Raw genomic sequence first — 19,508 nt, forward strand, 5'->3', positions numbered from 1 at the left:
GTTTTTCGGGGGAAAGGTATGTCAACGACACCACTATGGCTGGTTCAGAATGTCCGTTTACCGGGTCGGGAGGGGCTGTGGCAAATCGCCATCGAAGAAGGTCGGTTCGGTGACATCATGCCGATGGACGGCTCCCATGAGGAAAGCCATGAGATATTAAACGGGCGCGGCGGCCTGGCCATACCTCCCTTTATTGAGCCGCATATCCACCTTGATACCACCCAGACGGCGGGGGAGCCTGCCTGGAATGAGTCCGGCACGCTGTTTGAGGGGATAGAGCGCTGGGCCGAACGTAAAGCGCTGCTCAGCCATGAGGATGTCAAAGCGCGGGCGTGGAAAACGCTTAAATGGCAGATCGCCAACGGTATTCAGTTTGTGCGTACCCACGTCGATGTCTCCGACCCGTCGCTGACGGCCCTCAAGGCGATGCTGGAGGTCAGGCAGGAAGTCGCGCCGTGGATCACGCTGCAAATAGTCGCGTTTCCGCAGGAAGGCATACTCTCTTACCCGAACGGTGCGGCACTCCTGGAAGAGGCGTTAAGGCTCGGGGCTGATGTGGTCGGGGCCATTCCCCATTTCGAATTCACCCGCGAGTACGGCGTACAGTCGCTGCATATCGCCTTTGAGCTGGCAAAAAAATATGACCGTCCGCTCGATATCCACTGCGACGAGATCGACGATGAGCAGTCCCGGTTTGTGGAGACGGTGGCAACCCTGGCCTATGAGGCAGGCATTGGCCCGCGCGTGACGGCCAGCCATACCACGGCCATGCACTCCTACAACGGCGCATACACGTCAAGGCTGTTCCGCCTGCTGAAGATGTCAGGCATAAACTTTGTGGCTAACCCGCTGGTGAACATCCATTTGCAGGGGCGTTTTGACGACTACCCGAAACGACGCGGCATCACGCGCGTGAAAGAGCTACAGGAAGCGGGGATCAACGTCTGCTTCGGCCATGACGATGTCTTTGACCCGTGGTACCCGCTCGGCACCGGTAATATGCTCCAGGTGCTGCATATGGGGCTACACGTGTGTCAGATGATGGGATATTCACAAATCGACAGCGGCCTGAACCTGATCACCCACAATAGCGCCAGAACCTTTGGGCTGAACGACTACGGTATTGAGAAGGGGAATCCGGCGAACCTGATTATTCTGCCCGCAGAGAGCGGGTTTGAGGCGGTGCGCTGCCAGGTGCCGGTGCGCTGGTCGATTCGTCAGGGCAGGGTGATTGCGTCAACGCAGCTGGCGCAGACGTGGATCCAGATGGATAACGGAGGAGAGGAGCTGTTCTTTACGAAGAATAGCCCCTTTGCCGGGCGCAAAGGGGCGTAGGGAAATCTGTTACGCTGCCGCCGTATTATGCTGGCGGTGGCGGGTCACGAAGCCCAGAACGAAGCACATGATGAACACCACGGCATACAGACCGTTTGCGGTGTGCAGCGCCGCCAGTGGGCCGCTGTGGGCCACAATCGGGCCGGTGACCACGAAGGTCAGCATGGTACCGATGGTGCCGCAGGTTAGCACAAAGTTAACCAGCTTCGGCGAGGCCACTTTGGTCTGCAGCGATCCCAGCGTGATGATTGAGGTGTAAATGGCGCTGGAGAAGAAGCCGAGTGTCAGGATGAACCACGGCATATGCTCAGGCGAGCCGTTGATGAACAGATACATCAGCACGGTAGCCAGGCCAGCCAGCACGGTCAAAATGCGCTGCAGATCGAAGAAGCGCAGAATGAAGCTAAACGCCCACATGCCAAACATGTAAGACATCCAGAAATCGCTCACCAGCTTGCCCGCGTCGTTCAGGCTCATGCCCAGGCCTTTGGCGTATTCCGGCACCCAGGAGATAAAGCCCAGCTGGCCGAGGATGTAGCACAGCGCGGCGATAGAGAGGAACAGCACGCCGATCCCCCATTTCTCTTTCGCAACCGGCTCAGCGGTATCTTGCGACTTTTTGCCCAGAACCGGGAATTCACAGCCGAAGGTCAGGATAAAGATCGCCACGTAGACCAGACCGATACAGGCGTACACCCAGTACCATTCAATGCTGCGGGCCAGCAGCCAGGCGGCAACCATCGGGAAAATCATCCCGGCCATGCTGAAGAAGGAGTCGGTGAACAGCAGACGCGCGCCGCGCTGGCGGCCTTCATACATATGGGTAATCAGGAACGTACCGATGGACATGGTAATACCGCTCACCAGCCCCAGCACGAACATGGCGGCAGAGAATAGGGCAATGCTGTGGCTAAGCATCAGGCCAGCCACGGCGGCGACCATCAGCACAAAGCCAAAGCGCAGCTGCGTTTTCAGCGGCACGATTTCCATCAGCCAGGCGTTAAGGAAGATGGAGATCAGGATCCCCGCGTTGAGGAAGGTGAAGGTGTTACTCATGCTGGAAACGGGCAGCTGGAAATAGTCTGCGATATTTCCCATCACCATCCCGGTGACGATCACCAACGCGCCTGTCAGGGCGTAGGAGAAGAAGCTGATCCATGTGAGCTTGATGCGATTGCTGTTAGTCATGTCTGGCCTGTTCAAAGTAAAGTAAAACGCATTGACTGCGTTTGAGCGGGCAGATTTTAGTCGCGAAAGTGATCTATTCCTATCTTTAAGGATTAATTTGCAGGTTATTGCACGATTTAATGTGATCTAAGTCACGTTAACGGGCGTGAAAGCCAATCGTTTGCGCGGTTACAACTGTTTCAAATTCGTAAAATTAGGTAAAAGGCTGGTCTCCGTTCATACTGCTCTTTAGAATCAAGCCATTCGCTTTCTCTACTGCGCTTTGTTAAGGAATTCTCATGCTCAAATCAACACTGGCGGCTGTTGCAGCTGTGTTTGCTCTTTCTGCCGTTTCCCCTGCTGCGCTGGCAGCCAAAGGAGACCCTCACGTCCTGCTGACCACCTCCGCCGGCAATATTGAGCTGGAACTGAACAGCCAGAAAGCTCCCGTCTCTGTGAAAAACTTCCTCGACTACGTGAACAGCGGTTTCTATAACAACACCACGTTCCACCGCGTGATCCCAGGCTTTATGGTGCAGGGCGGTGGCTTTAACGAGCAGATGCAGCAAAAGAAACCTAATCCGCCCATCAAGAACGAAGCGGACAACGGCCTGCTGAACAAGCGCGGCACTATCTCGATGGCGCGTACCGCGGATAAAGACAGCGCGACCAGCCAGTTCTTCCTGAACGTCGCCGATAACGCCTTCCTCGACCACGGCCAGCGCGACTTCGGGTATGCCGTGTTTGGTAAAATTGTGAAAGGCATGGACGTGGCCGACAAGATTTCTCAGGTGCCAACCCATGACGTCGGTCCGTACCAGAATGTGCCGACCAAGCCGGTTGTTATCCTCTCCGCAAAAGTTCTGCCGTAATCCTCTTTAACACGGGCATCTCTGCCCGTGTTGTTTAGCCCTCCCTGCGAAAGCGCGTTTTGCTGCTTATACTTGTGGCAAACGGACATATTCAGGGAGGCGTTAAGTGAAAAAACTCACCGACAGGCAAAAGTCCCGACTCTGGGAACAGCAGCGCAACGTTAATTTTCAGGCCAGCCGCCGCCTTGAAGGCGTCGAAAGTCCCCTTGTCACGCTAAACGCCGAGGATGCCCAGCGCCGCCTTGATGAACTCAGGAGGCACTATGAGCGATAAAATCGGTGACGACCGCGACCCGTATCTCTACCCCGGCCTGAACGTCATGCGCAACCGTCTTAACGTGCGCCAGGCGGACCGGCTGGCGCAGGCGGCGTACGAAATCACCGCGCTGCGTGCGGCCACGCTACCGTTGGGGCCGTCCGCGCCGGGGCTTCCGCACCTGTGCGCTATTCACCGCCATCTTTACCAGGATATTTTCGAGTGGGCGGGGGATATCCGCGAAGTCGATATTTATCAGGGCGATACCCGCTTCTGCCACTTTGCCTATATCGAGAAAGAGGGCAACGCGCTGATGCAGGATCTCGAAGAGGAGGGCTATCTGGCGGGGCTGGAGAAAGACGAATTTATCGCTCGTCTCAGCCACTACTACTGCGAGATTAACGTTCTGCATCCGTTCCGCATCGGTAACGGCATCGCGCAGCGCATCTTCTTTGAGCAGCTGGCGCTCCACGCGGGCTATCAGCTGAGCTGGGAAGGCATCGACCCGGACGACTGGGCCACCGCCAACCAGAACGGCGCGATGGGCGATCTCACGGCGCTGAACGCCATCTTTGCCAAAGTAGTGAGCGAAGCGCGGGAAACTGAGTAGAATAGGGCGGCATTTTTTTCCGGAGCCGCCATGATCCTGCTGATTGATAACTACGATTCCTTCACCTGGAACCTTTACCAGTATTTTTGCGAACTGGGTGCAGAGGTGGTTGTCCGCCGTAACGACGACATCACCCTGGCTGAGATTGACGTGCTGGCCCCGCAGAAAATAGTGATCTCGCCGGGGCCGTGCACGCCGTCGGAGTCCGGCCTCTCTCTGGACGCGATCCGCCACTACGCGGGCAAACTGCCAATTCTGGGCGTTTGTCTCGGCCATCAGGCGATCGCCCAGGCCTTTGGGGCAACCATCGTGCGTGCCGCAAAAGTGATGCACGGCAAAACCTCGCCCGTCACCCACGCAGGCGCTGGCGTGTTTTCCGGGCTGAATAACCCGTTAACCGTTACCCGCTATCACTCTTTAGTAATTGATCCGCCGACGCTGCCCGACTGCTTTGAGGTCACCGCCTGGAGCGAGACGCAGGAAATAATGGGGATCCGCCATCGCGAATGGGATCTCGAAGGCGTGCAGTTCCACCCCGAGAGCATTCTCAGCGAACAGGGACACCAGCTGCTGGGCAATTTCCTCCATCGCTGATTATCTATTGCCTTGTTGTGATTTTTTATGCATATTTTGTGATTATATTTTCACAATCACTGTGACATAAAATGGATGGGCATGACATGGCAACTGAACAATCCGCAATTACCCGCGCAACATTCGACGAAGTGATCCTGCCGGTTTATGCACCGGCAGAGTTTATCCCGGTAAAAGGGAAAGGCAGCCGCGTGTGGGATCAGCAGGGCAAAGAGTATGTGGATTTCGCGGGCGGGATTGCGGTGACGGCGCTGGGTCATTGCCATCCTGCGCTGGTAGACGCCCTGAAAACTCAGGGCGAAACCCTGTGGCACACCAGCAACGTCTTCACCAACGAGCCTGCGCTGCGCCTGGGGCGCAAGATCATCGACGCTACCTTTGCCGAGCGCGTGCTTTTCATGAACTCCGGCACTGAAGCCAACGAAACCGCGTTCAAGCTGGCGCGCTATTACGCGTCAACCCGCCACAGCCCGTATAAAACTAAAATTATCGCCTTCCATAACGCCTTCCACGGTCGCTCGCTGTTTACCGTGTCCGTTGGCGGCCAGCCGAAGTATTCCGACGGCTTCGGCCCGAAACCCGCCGACATCATCCACGTGCCGTTCAACGATCTGCATGCGGTGAAGGCGGTGATGGACGACCACACCTGCGCGGTGGTGGTGGAGCCGATTCAGGGCGAAGGCGGCGTGACGGCGGCCACGCCGGAATTTCTGAAAGGGCTGCGCGCGCTGTGCGACGAGCACAAGGCGCTGCTGGTGTTTGATGAGGTGCAATGCGGCATGGGACGCACCGGGGATCTGTTTGCCTACATGCACTACGGCGTCACGCCGGATATCCTGACCAGCGCCAAGGCGCTCGGCGGCGGCTTCCCGATCAGTGCGGTGCTGACCACCCAGGATATCGCTTCCGCGTTCCACGTCGGCTCCCACGGTTCCACCTACGGCGGCAACCCGCTGGCCTGCGCGATTGCCGGTGCGGCGTTCGATATCATCAACACGCCGACGGTTCTCAACGGCGTGAACGCGAAACGCGAGCAGTTTGTGAAGCACCTTCAGCAGATTGACGAACAGTTTGATGTCTTCAGCGAGATCCGCGGGATGGGGCTGTTGATTGGTGCCGAGCTGAAGCCGCAGTACAAAGGCCGCGCCCGTGATTTCCTGCACGCCGCCGCGCACGAAGGGGTGATGGTGCTCAACGCCGGGCCGGACGTGATGCGCTTTGCGCCGTCGCTGGTGGTGGAAGATAAGGATATTGAAGACGGGTTAACCCGGTTTGCCGCGGCGGTCGGTAAAATAGTCCGGGGATAACCTCATTGCCCGGCGGCGCTGCGCTTGCACGGGCCTACAAAACCGTAGGTCGGGTAAGCGCAGCGCCACCCGACAAAATGGCAGGTACGGTGTTCAGGTCTTGTAGGTCGGGTAAGCGTAGCGCCACCCGACAAAATGGCAGGTACGGTGTTCAGGTTTTGTAGGTCGGGTAAGCGTAGCGCCACCCGACAAAACGGCAGGTACGGTGTTCAGGTCTTGTAGGTCGGGTAAGCGTAGCGCCACCCGACAAAACGGCATGCACGGTGTTAAGGTCTTGTAGGTCGGGTAAGCGTAGCGCCACCCGACAAAATGGCAGGTACGGTGTTCAGGTCTTGTAGGTCGGGTAAGCGTAGCGCCACCCGACATAATCAGTACGGCGTGCGTTTCAGTATGCGCGTTAACCAGATCCCATGATGCGGACGCTGACGCCATGCCACCGACGAAATAGTGTGCATGGTGTTCAGATGCCCTAACACGCGCTGCAAATGCTGCTCCAGGGTGCTCATCGGCCCGTGGGTTAGCGTTTCCGGCGCTTCAAGAATGTTTGAATCCCCCGACTCACCCGGCGAGTCATACTCCAGACGCTGCTGGCACCGCTGCAGCGCAATCTCGCACGACTGCAAATAGCGCTGCGCCAGATCCGGGGTCAGCATCGTGTGCTCGCGCGCGAGTGTCGTCATCGCATTGATGTGCTCGACGATAAACTGGCTGTGCGTCACCCACAGTTTCATGTCTGCCAGATAGTGCGAGTTAAAGCCTGGCTCCTGCATCGCCTGGTTGAGCGAGTTAAACAGGGCGTTGTGCGCCTGGTTGACCTTCATGCGCTGATAGGCCAGCGGCGAGGGCTGCGGGTCGTCGCTGAGGATCAGCCTGATAGCCTCCTGGTCTGCCTCCAGCGCGTCGTGGGCGTTTTGCCTGAGCAGCCCGCTCTGCCACTGCGGCCACAGCCAGACCATGCCGCCAAACGCAATCAGGCAGCCAATCAGCGTATCAACCAGCCGGGCGATGATGAACTGCTCGCCGTTGAGCGTAAGCAACTGCAGGGTATATACCGCCGTGACTGTAAAGCCAACCATCGCCCAGCCGTAGCTTTTGCGGATAATCAGGTAGCTCACCAGCGTAATTGCCAGCATTCCCGCCAGCGTATATCCCTCCGGCACGTGGAAGTGCAGGGTGACCCCGGCAATGACCAGCCCGGCAATCGTGCCGCCCGCCCGGTGCAGGATGCGCACCCGCGTGGCGCCGTAGCCGTTTTGGGTAACAAACAGCACGGTCATTAAGATCCAGTATGGCTTCGGCAGGTGCAGCGCCATCCCCATCAGGCTGGCGATGCTCAGCATCACACTAATGCGCGCGGCGTTACGCAGCGCCGGGGATTTCAGCGACAGGTAGCTTTTAAGGGCGGGCAGCAGCGGGAGCCGTTTTTGTTTATCGGCCATCAGGTCGCGTGGGTAGAGCGGACGCTGGGTGCGCAGGACGCGCGCGATGCGGCTGAAGTGCCAGGCGGCGAACTGCCCGACCGGGTTATCCGGGTGCTGGCGGGCAATCTTCTCCAGCGCGCCGAGGGGTTTATCCATGTTAAAACGCGTGGGGTAGCGGTGATAAAGAATGTCGTCTGCCAGCACCCGCAGGCGCGCGGACACCGTCTGTGCGTTCCAGCGGATCACCGCTTCGGCGTGGCTACGCTCGACCAGCTTTTGCACCTCTTGCGGGTGATGCAGGCTGACCGAGATGTGCTCTTGCAGATCCAGCCCTACCTGGAAGATGCGCAGCAGCCGCTTGTAATCATGGTTTTTATTGGCGGCAAGCATATGCAACTGCTGGTAACACTGGCCAATCAGATCCACCACCTTTTGCTGTCGCGTCAGCAGCGGCGGCAGTGATTTTTCCGGATCGGTGTGCTGGGTCAGCAGGGTGTATTTGGCCTCGCAGTACTCCGCTAGCTGCACGTAGAGCAGGCTCAGGGATTCGCGCAGCGGCTGTTCCCGCCACAGCCAGAACCAAAACCAGTTGAATACGCCGTACCACAGCGTGCCGAGGGCGTAGATCAGCAGCGGCTCCCACACCGGCATATTGCCCGCCAGGCTCAGCGTAAAGATGGCGGCAATCAGCGAGGCGGGCAGCAGTCGGGCGTGCAGCGAGCTGATTTCAGCAGTCACGCCGAGCGTCATTGCCAGCACGGTCAGAATGAGCGGCAGCGGAATATCCCGGGCCAGCAGAAGCTGCACCGCGAGGCTACAGCCTGCAAACAGGCAACCGCCAACGATCAGGCGTTTGAAAAAGCGCTTATGCGGCGTGTCGAGGCCCGCAATGTTGCAGCAGGCAGGCACAAGGGAAAACAGCAGACCCTGCTGGAGATGACCAAGGATCAGGCCCACGGCCACAGGAAGGCACAACACCAGCGTTTGCCGCAGTGCGTAGTTAACTTCCGGGTGATAGATCAGCCTGCGCCACATGGGGAGTAGAGACAAAAACGGCGTGTCACCTTGCGGTGGCACGCCGTTTGACCGTAATTAACGGGTTCCGTAGACCACGATGGTTTTACCGTGGGCAGAGATCAAGTTCTGGTCTTCCAGCATTTTCAGGATACGGCCCACTGTTTCACGGGAGCAACCAACGATCTGACCAATTTCCTGGCGGGTAATTTTAATTTGCATGCCGTCAGGGTGGGTCATCGCGTCCGGCTGTTTAGCCAGGTTCAGCAGGGTCTGCGCGATACGGCCGGTAACGTCGAGGAAGGCAAGGTTGCCCACTTTCTCAGACGTCACCTGCAGACGGCGAGCCATCTGGGAAGAGAGACGCATCAGGATGTCAGGGTTTACCTGAATCAGCTGACGGAACTTCTTGTAAGAAATTTCAGCCACTTCACATGCGGTTTTCGCACGAACCCAGGCGCTACGTTCCTGGCCCTCTTCAAACAGGCCCAGTTCACCGATGAAATCGCCCTGGTTCAGATAAGAAAGGATCATCTCTTTCCCTTCTTCATCTTTGATCAGCACTGCCACCGAGCCTTTGACGATGTAATACAACGTTTCCGCTTTTTCACCCTGGTGAATCAGCGTGCTCTTCGATGGGTACTTATGAATGTGGCAATGAGACAAGAACCATTCGAGAGTCGGGTCTGTTTGCGGTTTGCCAAGCACCATGCGCTGTTATCCTCTGTTATAAGCTGTCACCAGAGCCATAAATCGCATCCTGACTCTGGGGTTGCAATCGAATTCTTACCCATACCCTGGGAAGTCGGCTGTCGTAACGTTTCGCAGCCAGTAAAGTTTGATGTCCTCTGCATACATGTGTAACGTCAATGTATTACTGTAGCATCCTGAGTGTTTTAGCATAGCTTTTGACGCGTGTCTCCTGGTGTCTCGCTTCAGCATGATGCAGGTCGCCTTCCGTTGCGTGAAATGTAACGCGCGCGTACTCTGTCACCAAAAATGCAACGTTGGAGTTAATGAATATGCAAGCGCGTGTAAAGTGGGTAGAAGGGCTGACGTTCCTGGGCGAGTCTGCGTCAGGCCACCAAATTTTGATGGACGGTAACTCCGGCGATAAAGCCCCAAGCCCTATGGAGATGGTGCTGATGGCGGCGGGGGGATGCAGCGCTATCGACGTGGTGTCGATCCTGCAAAAAGGCCGTCACGACGTGACCGATTGCGAAGTGAAGCTCACGTCTGAACGCCGCGAAGAGGCGCCACGCCTGTTCACGCATATCAATCTGCACTTTATTGTCACGGGTAAAGACCTGAAAGACGCGGCGGTGTCGCGCGCGGTTGACCTGTCTGCGGAGAAGTACTGCTCTGTGGCGTTAATGCTTGAGAAAGCGGTTAATATTACCCATTCGTATGAAGTGATTGAGGCCTAATCTTTTGGCGGGTGGCGCTTCGCTGACCCGCCCTACAAAAGCACGATCGTAGGCCCGGTAAGCGCAGCGCCACCGGGCAAAACAACTCACGCGATCTGCTTGCCTTCCATCAACCGCTGCACCAGCGGTGTCATGATTAACTCCATCGCCAGCCCCATTTTTCCGCCCGGCACCACCAACGTATTGATATGTGAAATAAACGACCCCTGCAGCATCGCCAGCAGCCACGGGTAGTCGATCCCGTCCAGATTGCGGAAATGGATGACCACAAAGCTCTCGTCCAGCGACGGAATGGTTTTGGCGGCGAACGGGTTGGAGGTGTCTACCGTCGGCACGCGCTGGAAGTTGATATGGGTGCGGGAGAACTGCGGCGTCAGGAAGTTAATGTAATCTTCCATCGAGCGCACCACCGAGTCCATCACCGCCTCGCGCGAATGACCGCGTTCGCTGATGTCGCGCGTCAGCTTCTGGATCCACTCCAGGTTAACAATCGGCACCACGCCCACCAGCAGGTCAACATGGCGCGCCACGTCGTGCTGTGGCGTGACCACGCCGCCGTGTAGCCCTTCATAAAACAACACGTCGGTGGGTTCCGGCAGCGGCTGCCAGGGCGTAAAGGTGCCCGGCACCTGGCTCCAGGGTACGGCTTCGTCATAGGTATGAAGATATTTACGGGATTGCCCTTTACCGCTCAGGCCATATTCCGCAAAGGTCTGCTCCAGCAGGCCGAAGTCATTCGCCTCCGGGCCGAAGTAGCTGATGTGTTTCCCCAAATCGCGCGCCTTGCGGATGGCCATGTCCATTTCCGGACGCGTATAGCGGTGAAAGCTGTCGCCCTCTACCTCAGCAGCCCGGAGATTGAGCTGGGCGAAAATCTTGCGAAAGGCGAGGCTGGTGGTGGTGGTTCCCGCACCGCTCGAACCCGTGACGGCAATAACCGGATGTCTGGCAGACATAGCAACTCCCTGACTGAAAAGGTTTAGCGGTCAGCCGTGAAACGCGTTGCGGGGCATGATATTGACCGTCTCATGCAGTTCGGACCACACCAGCACCACGTCGCCGCTTTTCAGCTGGCGTTTTACATCGCTGACCTTTTGTTCAAGCGAACGTTCATGTTCACCATAATCGGTGCCTTCCCGCAATACAAAGCTTTCAATCAGATTATCGAGCGTTTCGGGAGAGAGATCCTGCCAGGGAATAATCATTTTATACCGTCCAGATAAGTCGTTAACCAGTCAGGAATGCGCGTCTCAAGCCACATTTTGGGCCGACGCAGCGTGCCGCCGACAAAGCCGACGTGTCCGCCGTACTCGGTGAGCTGATACTGCACGTTTGCCGGTAAATGCCCGGGCGACGGAATGGAGTGGTGATCCATAAACGGATCGTCCTTCGCGTGAATAATCAGCGTCGGCTTTGTAATTTGATTCAGCAGCGGCATGGCGCTGCACTGACGATAATAGTCAATCGCGTCGGCAAAGCCGTGAATTTTTGAGGTAATCAGATCATCAAACTCGCGCAGACGCTTCACCCGCTTGAGTTGCTGCAGGCTGATAGGCAGCGTGTCCGGGTAGGCCTTCAGTTTACGGGCGGCGTTGGCTTTCAGCAGGTTAAGCAGATAGCGCTGATAGACCCGGGAAAAGCCTTTTTCCATATGGTAGCTGCACTGTTCCAGCATAAACGGCGCGGAGACGATGACGGCGGCGTCCAGCGGAACCGCGTCGCTCTCTTTCGCCAGCAGGCAGGCCAGCATGTTCCCGCCCAGCGAATACCCGACGGCGGCCGTCGGCACGGTGCCGAAACTGTCGCGCAGCCAGTGTAAAAACCAGGTGCCGTCTTCGGTCTCACCGGAGTGATAAATGCGTTTCTGACGGTTTGGCTCGCCGCTGCATCCGCGAAAGTGCATCACCACACCGAGCCAGCCACGTGCTTTTGCCGCCTGGATTAACCCGTGCGCGTAAGGGCTGTGCAGGCTGCCTTCCAGACCATGAAATACCACCAGGCGCGGCTTGTGGCGCGCCTGATCGGGATCTTCGCTCCAGGCCAGATCCAGAAAGTCGCCGTCCGGCAAATCGAGCCGTTGCCAGTGTGGGGTGAACTGCACCTTGCGACGGATCAGGCGCGGCAGCATGGTTTGCAGATGAGGATTCGCCACGCCGCGCATAGGCACGAATTCGGCGCGCTCTTCAGCGGCTATCTCAAAGTCGGACGGGATTATTTGGGTCATAACGGCGATGCTAATTATTGTCTGTTATTTACGATATCTTCCGAATTGTACCCCGTTTAGCCCGTTTTTCCGAAACATGAACTGATCCCGATCACATTTCTTTACTGAGATTATTACTCTCAGGCTAATGATTACGCTCTACGCTTAATTGATGCCTTTCTCACCAGAGCGCACACTTTACTCAACGTTAAGCAATCAGAATGATGTGCTGAATCAGGAGGTTAATAATGTTATCTGGGCAAACACCTACCCGGCAATGGAACACACGACGCACGGAAAAAGCGCGCCGTCTGGCATCCGTACCGGTGCAGGGCAAGGTACTACCCACCGGCGATATCGTCGCCATGCTGGAAAAACTGATCGCGCCTGGCGACAAAGTCGTTCTGGAAGGTAACAACCAGAAACAGGCCGATTTCCTTTCCCGCTCCCTCGCCGACGTCAACCCGCAAATTGTGCATGACTTGCATATGATCATGCCAAGCGTCGGTCGCAGCGAGCATCTGGATATCTTTGAAAAAGGCATCGCCCGCAAGCTGGACTTCTCTTTCTCCGGCACCCAAAGCCTGCGTATTTCGCAGCTGCTGGAAGACGGCCAGCTCGAAATCGGTGCCATTCACACCTACATCGAGCTCTATTCACGCCTATATGTCGATCTTTCTCCGAACGTTGCGCTCATCGCCGGTTTCAAAGCGGACCGCAAAGGCAACCTGTATACCGGGGCGAGCACCGAAGATACCCCGGCGCTGGTTGAAGCCGCCGCGTTCCACGACGGGATCGTCATCGCACAGGTGAACGAACTGGTGGACGACGAATGCGATCTGCCGCGCGTGGATATTCCAGGCTCCTGGATCGACTACGTGGTAGTGGCCGACAAGCCGTTCTTTATTGAACCGCTGTTCACCCGTGACCCGCGCCTGATCAAACAGGAACACATCCTGATGGCGATGATGGCGATTAAGGGCATCTACGCGGAACATCAGGTGCAGTCCCTCAACCACGGGATCGGCTTTAACACCGCAGCGATTGAGCTGCTGCTGCCGACCTACGGCGAACAGCTCGGCCTGAAGGGCAAAATCTGTAAGCACTGGACCCTGAACCCGCATCCAACGCTGATCCCGGCGATTGAAAGCGGCTGGGTGGAAAGCGTGCACTGCTTTGGCGGTGAGCTGGGGATGGAAGAGTACATTCGCGCCCGCCCGGACATCTTCTTTACCGGTGCCGACGGCTCCATGCGTTCCAACCGCGCCTTCTGCCAGCTGGCAGGCCAGTATGCGGTGGATATGTTTATTGGCTCCACCCTCCAGGTGGACGGCTACGCTAACTCCTCAACCGTGACCCGCGGGCGTCTCTCCGGCTTCGGCGGCGCGCCAAACATGGGCCACGATCCGCACGGTCGTCGCCACGCGACACCGGCCTGGCTGAACATGATCACCGAGCCTGACCCACTGCAGCGCGGTAAAAAACTGGTCGTGCAGATGGTGGAAACCTTCCAGGCAGGCGTGAAGCCAACCTTTGTGGAGAAACTGGATGCCGTCGACGTGGCGAAAGCCTCCGGGATGCCGCTGGCACCGGTAATGATTTACGGCGATGACGTGACCCACGTCCTGACCGAAGAGGGGATTGCTTACCTCTATCGCGCCAAAGATCTGGAAGAGCGTCGGGCGATGGTTGCCGCCGTGGCGGGGATCACCGATATCGGTCTGGGCGTAGACGCCAAACGCGTCGCAGAACTTCGCCAGAGCGGAAAAGTGGTTTACCCGGAAGATATGGGCATTCGCCGCACCGATGCCACCCGCTCACTGCTGGCGGCGGGCAGCGTGTCTGACCTCGTTGAGTGGTCCGGCGGTCTGTATAACCCACCTGCGAAATTCCGGAGCTGGTAATGAAACTTCTGCCCCAGATTCAGGTTGAAGGCGGTGCCGAATGGCTGGCGCGAACCGCCACGCAGTGTCTGATTGACGAAGCACGATTAAGCCCGAAACCCGGTCTGGTGGACAGTCGGGGGAACGGCGCGCACCACGATCTTACGCTGGCGCTGATGGAGCGCTCCGCGCACAGCCTGACCCCTACGTTTCAGGCGCTGGCGCAGCAAAGCTGGCAGCGTCCGGCTGACGTTGCGCTCAGGCAAACCGTCGGGCGGCTTGGCCGCGAAGGCGAGCAGCAGATGATGAATGCAACCGGCGGGGTCAATACCCACCGGGGTGCGATTTGGGCGCTGGGATTACTGGTCAGCGCGGTGGCGATGCAGGGCGGCGACGCCTCTGCGCAAACCGTCGCAGACACCGCCGCCCGGCTGGCAAAACTGCCGGATGACGCCGCACCGAAAGTGTTCAGCAAAGGGCTACGCGCCACGCATCGCTATCGCGTGCCGGGCGCGCGTGAAGAGGCGCAGCAGGCGTTTCCGCACATCATGCAGCGTGCGCTGCCGCAGCTTCGTCTGAGCCGACTTAACGGCAGTAGCGAAGCGCAGGCGAGGCTCGACGCGCTGATGGCCATCATGACGTCGCTTACCGATACCTGCGTGCTGTCGCGCGCCGGAATGGAGGGGCTGGACGCCATGCAGGACGGCGCCCGCGCCGTGCTGAACGCCGGAGGATGTGCCACACCCGCAGGTCAACTGGCGCTGGCGACGTTAGATCGTCAGATGCTGGCACTCAACGCCTCACCGGGCGGTGCTGCCGACCTGCTTGCCGCCACGCTGTTTCTCGACCGCGTCGAAACGCCTTATTCAAAGCATTAAGAGGATGTTATGGAAAAAATCACATTAACCATGCCCGCCAGCCGCGCGTTAAGCGGTAAAGCGCTGGCAGGGGTTGTCGGTTCCGGGGATATGGAGGTGCTTTTCGCCGCCGAACCGGGCCAGACGTTAACCATTGATATCACCACTTCCGTTGATAACAGCCGCGGTCGCTGGGAAGCTCTGTTTACCCGCCTGCAAACCGTCAGCAGCCTGCCCGCAGGCAAACTGACCATCCACGACTTCGGCGCGACGCCGGGCGTGGCGCGCATTCGTATCGAACAAGTTTTTGAGGGGGTGAGCCATGCGTGATGACAGCAGCTTTATCGAACTAAAAGCACGCCAGCGTGCGCAGGCGCTGCTGGATGACGGCAGCTACCGTGAACTGCTGGATCCGTTTGAAGGCATTATTTCTCCGTGGCTGGGGCCGCAGGGGATTGTGCCGCAGGCCGACGACGGCATGGTGGTAGCGAAAGGGACCATCAACGGTCAGCCTGCCGTGGTGGTTGCCATCGAAGGCGCGTTCCAGGGCGGCAGTATGGGTGAAGTGTCCGGTGCCAAAATGGCGGCGGCGCTGGAGCTGGCGGCGGAAGATAACCGCAACGGCATCCCGACTCAGGCGGTGCTGTGCCTCGAAACCGGCGGCGTGCGCTTGCAGGAAGCCAACCTGGGCCTGGCGGCGATTGCCGATATCCACGCCGCGATTGTCGATCTGCGTCGCTACACGCCGGTGATCGGCATTGTGGCCGGGACCGTGGGCTGCTTCGGCGGGATGTCTATCGCCGCAGCGCTGTGCAGCTACCTGATTGTGACCCGCGAAGCGCGTCTTGGCCTGAACGGCCCGCAGGTTATCGAACAGGAAGCGGGGATTGAAGAGTACGACTCCCGTGACCGTCCGTTTATCTGGAGCATGACCGGCGGCGAAGTACGCTATGAAAGCGGCCTGGTGGATGCGCTGGTGGGTGACGGCGTGAACGCGGTGAAAGCGGCAATGAACGACGCGATTGCGAAAGGCGTGCCGGCGAAACATCGTACCGATAACTACGACGATTACCTGAACCGTCTGACCAATTTCGACACCCGCAAACAGGCCGATGCCGAACAGATTAAAGCGCTTTTTGCCCGGGAGGTGAAATGATGAGTAATTCAATGAGCCGTGGCGAACTCTGGCTGGAAACCCTCGCCCCGAACGCCAAACGTCTGGAAGGGCTCTGCCCGTCCGTGCAGGCCGCAGACGGTGAGCTTAACGGTGAAACGGTGCGTTTTGTCGCCGTCGTCCCGGATGCCAACAACCACTATCCGCGTGCCGCGCAGGGCGAAGTGGGCCTGCTTGAAGGCTGGACGCTGGCAAAAGTGGTCAGCGAAACCGTTGCCGCCGATGCCGATAAAGCCGTTAAACGCCCGATTGTGGCAGTGATTGACGTCCCAAGTCAGGCCTATGGTCGTCGTGAAGAGGCGTTTGGTATTCACCAGGCGCTGGCCGGTGCCGCTGCGGCCTACGCTAACGCGCGTCTGGCCGGTCATCCGGTGATTGGCCTGATTGTCGGCAAAGCGATGTCCGGCGCGTTTCTGGCGCACGGCTACCAGGCTAACCGCCTGATCGCCTTCAACGACAAAGGCGTGCTGATCCACGCGATGGGTAAAGAATCTGCGGCGCGTATCACCCTGCGTACCGTGGAGGCGCTGGAAAAACTGGCGGCCACCATTCCGCCGATGGCGTATGACATCAGCAACTACGCCACGCTGGGGCTGCTTTCCAGCCTGCTGGACATCAGCAACCCGGATGCCCCAACCGATAACGATCTGGCGCAGGTGAAAACCACGCTGCAACAGGCCATCAACGACGCGCGTCAGGACGCCACCCTGAAAAACCGCTTAGGCGCTGACAACCGCCGCAGCTCGGCACTCGTTCGCGAACGCATGCGGGCCAGCTGGTAAGTAAAAAGAGACCTGCCAGATGCACAACCCCGTGGGCGTACGTTGCGCCCACGCGGGAGGCTGCATCCTGAAAATAATAAACATCGCGCCAGTGCTATAACTTTTTTACTACAGGTGATTTATGACTTACGTAATTGTTCATGCTCTTGCACCGATTTTCGTCATCATGCTGCTGGGATTCTGGGCCGGTAAGGCAAAGATGGTCGATAACAAAAATGTTTCCCTGCTTAATATTTTCGTCATGGATTTTGCACTGCCTGCCGCGCTGTTTAGCGCCACCGTGCAAACGCCGTGGACCGGCATCGTGGCCCAGTCGCCGCTGATTCTGGTGCTGACTCTGGCGATGTGGATAACCTATGCGGCCATCTACTTCCTCGCCACCAAAGTCTTTAAAAAATCTCCGCAGGATGCGGCCGTGCTGACGCTGACCGTCGCCCTGCCGAACTATGCGGCACTCGGCCTGCCAATCCTGGGCAGCGTGCTGGGTGAAAGTTCTTCTACCTCGCTCTCCGTGGCGGTCTCCATCGCCTGCGGCTCCGTACTGATGACGCCGTTCTGCCTGCTGATCCTTGAGCGTGAAAAAGCGCGCGCCGAAGGGAATAACTCCGGCTCAACCCTCTCCATGCTGCCGGTGCTGATGTGGCGCTCGATTAAAAAACCGATCGTTATGGGCCCGCTGCTGGGGGTGATCCTCTCCGCTATCGGTATCAAAATGCCGGAACTGGTTCTCGCGGCGATTAAACCGCTGGGGCTGTCCGCCACCGCAGCTGCGCTGTTCCTGACCGGGGTGATCCTCTCTGCTCGTAAGCTGCAGATCAACACCATGGTGATCACCTCCACCATCGCCAAGCTGCTGATCCAGCCTGCGATTGCCTGGGGTATCGTCTTGATCTTCGGCCTGCACGGTTCTGTGGCGATCACCGCTATCCTGATGATTGCGCTGTCCGCGGGCTTCTTCGGCGTGGTGTTCGGTAACCGCTTTGGCGTGCAGTCACCGGATGCGGAAGCCGTGCTGCTGTTAAGCTCCGTACTGTGTATCCTGTCGCTGCCGCTGTTTATCTCGCTGACTTCAGGAATGTAATCATGACCACAACATTACGCACCCACGACCTCATCTGGCTTACCGCGCTTGACGCGCTGGAAGGCATCACCGAATCCTGGGTGGAGGCGGCCTGGCATACCGGCCTGCCGGTAGTGGTGCGGCGTGATGTTGATAGCGAAGGCCGTATTCCCGTTGGTGTGCGCGGATTGCGCCGCGACCAGCGGGCGGCCGGATGGGTGAAGCCAGAACGCGTGACGCGCGTGGTTACGCCCGAATCACTGAGCGTAACGGCCGATCTGCTGCGCTCGCCGTTTGTGACGCAGCCGCCGGTTCAGGTGGCGCTGCAACTTTCCCAGCAGCCGTGGCCGTGGTCGTGGGGCATTACCGGCAGCACCGGCTACGCGCTGGCAACCGGCATTCCGGTTATCCATGCCGACAGCGATCTCGACCTGCTGATCCGCGCTCCGCAGCCTCTCTCCCCCGATGCGTTTGCCGCCTGGCAGGCCCAGCTTAGCCGCGCGCTGTGCCGGGCTGATACGCAGGTGGATACGTCCGAGGGCGGCTTTGCGTTGGCGGAGTGGCTGCGCGACGGCAAAACGCTGCTGAAAACCCGCCGCGGGCCGCGTCTGGTGACGGACCCGTGGCACAGGGAGGCGTGATGAAAATACTGTTTACTTTTCCGGGGCAGGGCACGCAGCATGAAGGCATGCTGCAAAACCTGCCGGGTACCGAGCTGGCTCAGGCGCGGGAGGTGTTGGGGGCGGAGGTTGATACGCTGGATAGCGCTGCTTCGTTATCCCATACCCGCGCGGTGCAGCTTTCGCTGCTGATAGCCGGTGTCGCCTGGGCGCGCGAGCTTGAGCGACGCGGCGTAACGCCGGATATCGTCAGCGGGCTGTCCATTGGCGCATACCCGGCGGCGGTTATCGCGGGCGCGCTGGATTTCACCGACGCGCTTAGGCTGGTCGCGCTGCGTGGCGATTTAATGGAGCAGGCGTATCCGCACGGCTATGGCCTGACGGCGATTATGGGCTTGACCCTGCCGCAGGTGGAACAGCTTATCGAAGGCACCGGAACCTATATTGCGAACCTGAACGCCGAAACGCAGATCGTGATCGCCGGACGCGATGACGGGATGGCACAGGTAGCCGAGCGCGCGCTGGCGAAAGGGGCGAGCAAGGCCAAACGACTGGCGGTCAGCGTACCATCGCACTGCGCGCTGCTGGCGGAGCCGGCGCAGAAGCTGGTGGCGGCGTTTGAAAAAGTGACGCTCTCTCGCCCACGCTTAGCGTATCTTAGCGGCAGCACCGGCCGCGTGCTGTGGCAGCCGGAGAAGATCGCCGACGATCTGGCGATGAATATGGCCCGCACCGTGCGCTGGCAGGAGGCAGTCATTTCCGCCAACGAACGCGACGCGCGCCTGGCTATTGAGATGCCGCCCGGCGGCATATTGACCTGCTTAACGCGCCAGGCGGCGTGGGAAGGGGAGTCTATATCGCTGGAACGCAGCGGGGTTGAGGTAGCGGTACATTTGGCGGGGCGGCTCCGTGCGTAGGTTGTTTGC

The 19,508-nt window shown here is 58.5% G+C and carries 21 protein-coding genes; 15 read left to right on the forward strand and 6 right to left on the reverse strand.

Features of this window, described 5'->3' with window-relative positions; all coding sequences use genetic code 11:
- The first annotated feature begins 18 nt into the window (after positions 1-18).
- Positions 19-1,335: a cytosine deaminase gene (locus ACWKX3_RS15625; RefSeq protein WP_006177861.1), complete on the forward strand. Its 1,317-nt coding sequence runs from the start codon at positions 19-21 to the stop codon at positions 1,333-1,335.
- A 9-nt stretch (positions 1,336-1,344) separates the two neighbouring features.
- On the opposite strand, the gene tsgA is transcribed toward ACWKX3_RS15625, so the two are convergent.
- The gene (gene tsgA / locus ACWKX3_RS15630) at positions 1,345-2,523 is read right to left on the reverse strand and encodes an MFS transporter TsgA (RefSeq protein ID WP_058609471.1); all 1,179 of its coding nucleotides are present in this window, start codon (positions 2,521-2,523) and stop codon (positions 1,345-1,347) included.
- 278 nt (positions 2,524-2,801) lie between these two features.
- Between tsgA and ppiA the strand changes: the two genes are divergently transcribed.
- From ppiA to argD, 5 genes are all read left to right on the forward strand, one after another.
- Complete coding sequence (ppiA, locus tag ACWKX3_RS15635) at positions 2,802-3,374, forward strand: peptidylprolyl isomerase A (RefSeq protein WP_006177859.1); 573 nt, start codon at positions 2,802-2,804, stop codon at positions 3,372-3,374.
- A gap of 106 nt (positions 3,375-3,480) precedes the next feature.
- Positions 3,481-3,648: a YhfG family protein gene (locus tag ACWKX3_RS15640; RefSeq protein WP_006177858.1), complete on the forward strand. Its 168-nt coding sequence runs from the start codon at positions 3,481-3,483 to the stop codon at positions 3,646-3,648.
- A complete protein-coding gene (locus ACWKX3_RS15645) occupies positions 3,638-4,240 on the forward strand; it encodes a putative adenosine monophosphate-protein transferase Fic (RefSeq protein ID WP_042321619.1) in 603 nt (200 codons plus the stop codon). The genes ACWKX3_RS15640 and ACWKX3_RS15645 overlap by 11 nt, the downstream gene beginning before the upstream one ends.
- Positions 4,241-4,270: 30 nt before the next feature.
- Positions 4,271-4,834 carry an aminodeoxychorismate synthase component 2 gene (gene pabA, locus ACWKX3_RS15650; RefSeq protein WP_454542060.1) on the forward strand — a complete coding sequence of 188 codons (564 nt, stop codon included), beginning with the start codon at positions 4,271-4,273 and terminating at the stop codon, positions 4,832-4,834.
- Positions 4,835-4,920: 86 nt separating this feature from the next.
- Positions 4,921-6,141 carry a bifunctional acetylornithine/succinyldiaminopimelate transaminase gene (gene argD, locus ACWKX3_RS15655; RefSeq protein ID WP_171007421.1) on the forward strand — a complete coding sequence of 407 codons (1,221 nt, stop codon included), beginning with the start codon at positions 4,921-4,923 and terminating at the stop codon, positions 6,139-6,141.
- Between the two features lie 368 nt (positions 6,142-6,509).
- Here the strand turns inward: argD and ACWKX3_RS15660 are convergent, their stop codons facing one another.
- A complete protein-coding gene (locus ACWKX3_RS15660; RefSeq protein WP_454542065.1) occupies positions 6,510-8,597 on the reverse strand; it encodes a YccS/YhfK family putative transporter in 2,088 nt (695 codons plus the stop codon).
- A 57-nt stretch (positions 8,598-8,654) separates the two neighbouring features.
- Positions 8,655-9,287 carry a cAMP-activated global transcriptional regulator CRP gene (crp, locus tag ACWKX3_RS15665; protein WP_000242758.1) on the reverse strand — a complete coding sequence of 211 codons (633 nt, stop codon included), beginning with the start codon at positions 9,285-9,287 and terminating at the stop codon, positions 8,655-8,657.
- A gap of 311 nt (positions 9,288-9,598) precedes the next feature.
- On the opposite strand from crp, the gene ACWKX3_RS15670 reads away from it, so the two are divergent.
- Positions 9,599-10,003 (forward strand): OsmC family protein, encoded by a 405-nt coding sequence (locus ACWKX3_RS15670; protein ID WP_058609467.1) that lies wholly within the window; start codon positions 9,599-9,601, stop codon positions 10,001-10,003.
- 86 nt (positions 10,004-10,089) lie between these two features.
- Here ACWKX3_RS15670 and ACWKX3_RS15675 read toward each other — a convergent pair whose 3' ends face one another.
- The 3 genes from ACWKX3_RS15675 to ACWKX3_RS15685 are packed head-to-tail and all read right to left on the reverse strand — an operon-like array spanning position 10,090 to position 12,227.
- Positions 10,090-10,959 carry a phosphoribulokinase gene (locus ACWKX3_RS15675; RefSeq protein WP_454542061.1) on the reverse strand — a complete coding sequence of 290 codons (870 nt, stop codon included), beginning with the start codon at positions 10,957-10,959 and terminating at the stop codon, positions 10,090-10,092.
- A 30-nt stretch (positions 10,960-10,989) separates the two neighbouring features.
- On the reverse strand, positions 10,990-11,208 hold the full coding sequence (locus ACWKX3_RS15680) for a YheU family protein (RefSeq protein WP_006177849.1): 219 nt from the start codon (positions 11,206-11,208) through the stop codon (positions 10,990-10,992).
- On the reverse strand, positions 11,205-12,227 hold the full coding sequence (locus ACWKX3_RS15685) for a hydrolase (protein WP_088209210.1): 1,023 nt from the start codon (positions 12,225-12,227) through the stop codon (positions 11,205-11,207). Before ACWKX3_RS15685 ends, ACWKX3_RS15680 begins: the two co-directional genes overlap by 4 nt.
- 227 nt (positions 12,228-12,454) lie before the next feature.
- Between ACWKX3_RS15685 and mdcA the strand changes: the two genes are divergently transcribed.
- From mdcA to mdcH, 8 genes are all read left to right on the forward strand, one after another.
- A complete protein-coding gene (gene mdcA, locus ACWKX3_RS15690; RefSeq protein ID WP_040078326.1) occupies positions 12,455-14,110 on the forward strand; it encodes a malonate decarboxylase subunit alpha in 1,656 nt (551 codons plus the stop codon).
- A complete protein-coding gene (locus ACWKX3_RS15695; RefSeq protein ID WP_006177846.1) occupies positions 14,110-14,967 on the forward strand; it encodes a triphosphoribosyl-dephospho-CoA synthase in 858 nt (285 codons plus the stop codon). Before mdcA ends, ACWKX3_RS15695 begins: the two co-directional genes overlap by 1 nt.
- Positions 14,968-14,976: 9 nt before the next feature.
- Positions 14,977-15,276 carry a malonate decarboxylase acyl carrier protein gene (gene mdcC, locus ACWKX3_RS15700; RefSeq protein ID WP_006177845.1) on the forward strand — a complete coding sequence of 100 codons (300 nt, stop codon included), beginning with the start codon at positions 14,977-14,979 and terminating at the stop codon, positions 15,274-15,276.
- Positions 15,269-16,102, forward strand: a complete 834-nt coding sequence (locus ACWKX3_RS15705; RefSeq protein WP_088209209.1) for a biotin-independent malonate decarboxylase subunit beta — start codon at positions 15,269-15,271, stop codon at positions 16,100-16,102. Before mdcC ends, ACWKX3_RS15705 begins: the two co-directional genes overlap by 8 nt.
- Positions 16,102-16,902: a biotin-independent malonate decarboxylase subunit gamma gene (gene mdcE, locus ACWKX3_RS15710; protein ID WP_042321604.1), complete on the forward strand. Its 801-nt coding sequence runs from the start codon at positions 16,102-16,104 to the stop codon at positions 16,900-16,902. Before ACWKX3_RS15705 ends, mdcE begins: the two co-directional genes overlap by 1 nt.
- Positions 16,903-17,023: 121 nt before the next feature.
- On the forward strand, positions 17,024-17,983 hold the full coding sequence (locus ACWKX3_RS15715) for an AEC family transporter (protein ID WP_006177842.1): 960 nt from the start codon (positions 17,024-17,026) through the stop codon (positions 17,981-17,983).
- A 2-nt stretch (positions 17,984-17,985) separates the two neighbouring features.
- Positions 17,986-18,603: a malonate decarboxylase holo-ACP synthase gene (locus ACWKX3_RS15720; protein WP_220710760.1), complete on the forward strand. Its 618-nt coding sequence runs from the start codon at positions 17,986-17,988 to the stop codon at positions 18,601-18,603.
- Complete coding sequence (mdcH, locus tag ACWKX3_RS15725; protein WP_006177839.1) at positions 18,603-19,499, forward strand: malonate decarboxylase subunit epsilon; 897 nt, start codon at positions 18,603-18,605, stop codon at positions 19,497-19,499. Before ACWKX3_RS15720 ends, mdcH begins: the two co-directional genes overlap by 1 nt.
- The last annotated feature ends 9 nt before the right edge of the window (positions 19,500-19,508 follow it).

It is taken from the genome of Enterobacter sp. UPMP2052 (assembly GCF_053709675.1).

What these genes read in the sequence shown, in the direction of transcription:
- ACWKX3_RS15675 (WP_454542061.1), bottom strand. Translation starts at nt 10,959, where the DNA reads ATGTCTGCCAGACATCCGGTTATTGCCGTCACGGGTTCGAGCGGTGCG.
- argD (WP_171007421.1), top strand. Translation starts at nt 4,921, where the DNA reads ATGGCAACTGAACAATCCGCAATTACCCGCGCAACATTCGACGAAGTG.
- pabA (WP_454542060.1), top strand. Translation starts at nt 4,271, where the DNA reads ATGATCCTGCTGATTGATAACTACGATTCCTTCACCTGGAACCTTTAC.
- mdcH (WP_006177839.1), top strand. Translation starts at nt 18,603, where the DNA reads ATGAAAATACTGTTTACTTTTCCGGGGCAGGGCACGCAGCATGAAGGC.
- ACWKX3_RS15680 (WP_006177849.1), bottom strand. Translation starts at nt 11,208, where the DNA reads ATGATTATTCCCTGGCAGGATCTCTCTCCCGAAACGCTCGATAATCTG.
- ACWKX3_RS15695 (WP_006177846.1), top strand. Translation starts at nt 14,110, where the DNA reads ATGAAACTTCTGCCCCAGATTCAGGTTGAAGGCGGTGCCGAATGGCTG.
- ACWKX3_RS15685 (WP_088209210.1), bottom strand. Translation starts at nt 12,227, where the DNA reads ATGACCCAAATAATCCCGTCCGACTTTGAGATAGCCGCTGAAGAGCGC.
- ACWKX3_RS15660 (WP_454542065.1), bottom strand. Translation starts at nt 8,597, where the DNA reads ATGTGGCGCAGGCTGATCTATCACCCGGAAGTTAACTACGCACTGCGG.
- mdcC (WP_006177845.1), top strand. Translation starts at nt 14,977, where the DNA reads ATGGAAAAAATCACATTAACCATGCCCGCCAGCCGCGCGTTAAGCGGT.
- ACWKX3_RS15705 (WP_088209209.1), top strand. Translation starts at nt 15,269, where the DNA reads ATGCGTGATGACAGCAGCTTTATCGAACTAAAAGCACGCCAGCGTGCG.
- crp (WP_000242758.1), bottom strand. Translation starts at nt 9,287, where the DNA reads ATGGTGCTTGGCAAACCGCAAACAGACCCGACTCTCGAATGGTTCTTG.
- ACWKX3_RS15645 (WP_042321619.1), top strand. Translation starts at nt 3,638, where the DNA reads ATGAGCGATAAAATCGGTGACGACCGCGACCCGTATCTCTACCCCGGC.
- ACWKX3_RS15625 (WP_006177861.1), top strand. Translation starts at nt 19, where the DNA reads ATGTCAACGACACCACTATGGCTGGTTCAGAATGTCCGTTTACCGGGT.
- ACWKX3_RS15720 (WP_220710760.1), top strand. Translation starts at nt 17,986, where the DNA reads ATGACCACAACATTACGCACCCACGACCTCATCTGGCTTACCGCGCTT.
- mdcE (WP_042321604.1), top strand. Translation starts at nt 16,102, where the DNA reads ATGAGTAATTCAATGAGCCGTGGCGAACTCTGGCTGGAAACCCTCGCC.
- tsgA (WP_058609471.1), bottom strand. Translation starts at nt 2,523, where the DNA reads ATGACTAACAGCAATCGCATCAAGCTCACATGGATCAGCTTCTTCTCC.
- mdcA (WP_040078326.1), top strand. Translation starts at nt 12,455, where the DNA reads ATGTTATCTGGGCAAACACCTACCCGGCAATGGAACACACGACGCACG.
- ACWKX3_RS15670 (WP_058609467.1), top strand. Translation starts at nt 9,599, where the DNA reads ATGCAAGCGCGTGTAAAGTGGGTAGAAGGGCTGACGTTCCTGGGCGAG.
- ACWKX3_RS15715 (WP_006177842.1), top strand. Translation starts at nt 17,024, where the DNA reads ATGACTTACGTAATTGTTCATGCTCTTGCACCGATTTTCGTCATCATG.
- ppiA (WP_006177859.1), top strand. Translation starts at nt 2,802, where the DNA reads ATGCTCAAATCAACACTGGCGGCTGTTGCAGCTGTGTTTGCTCTTTCT.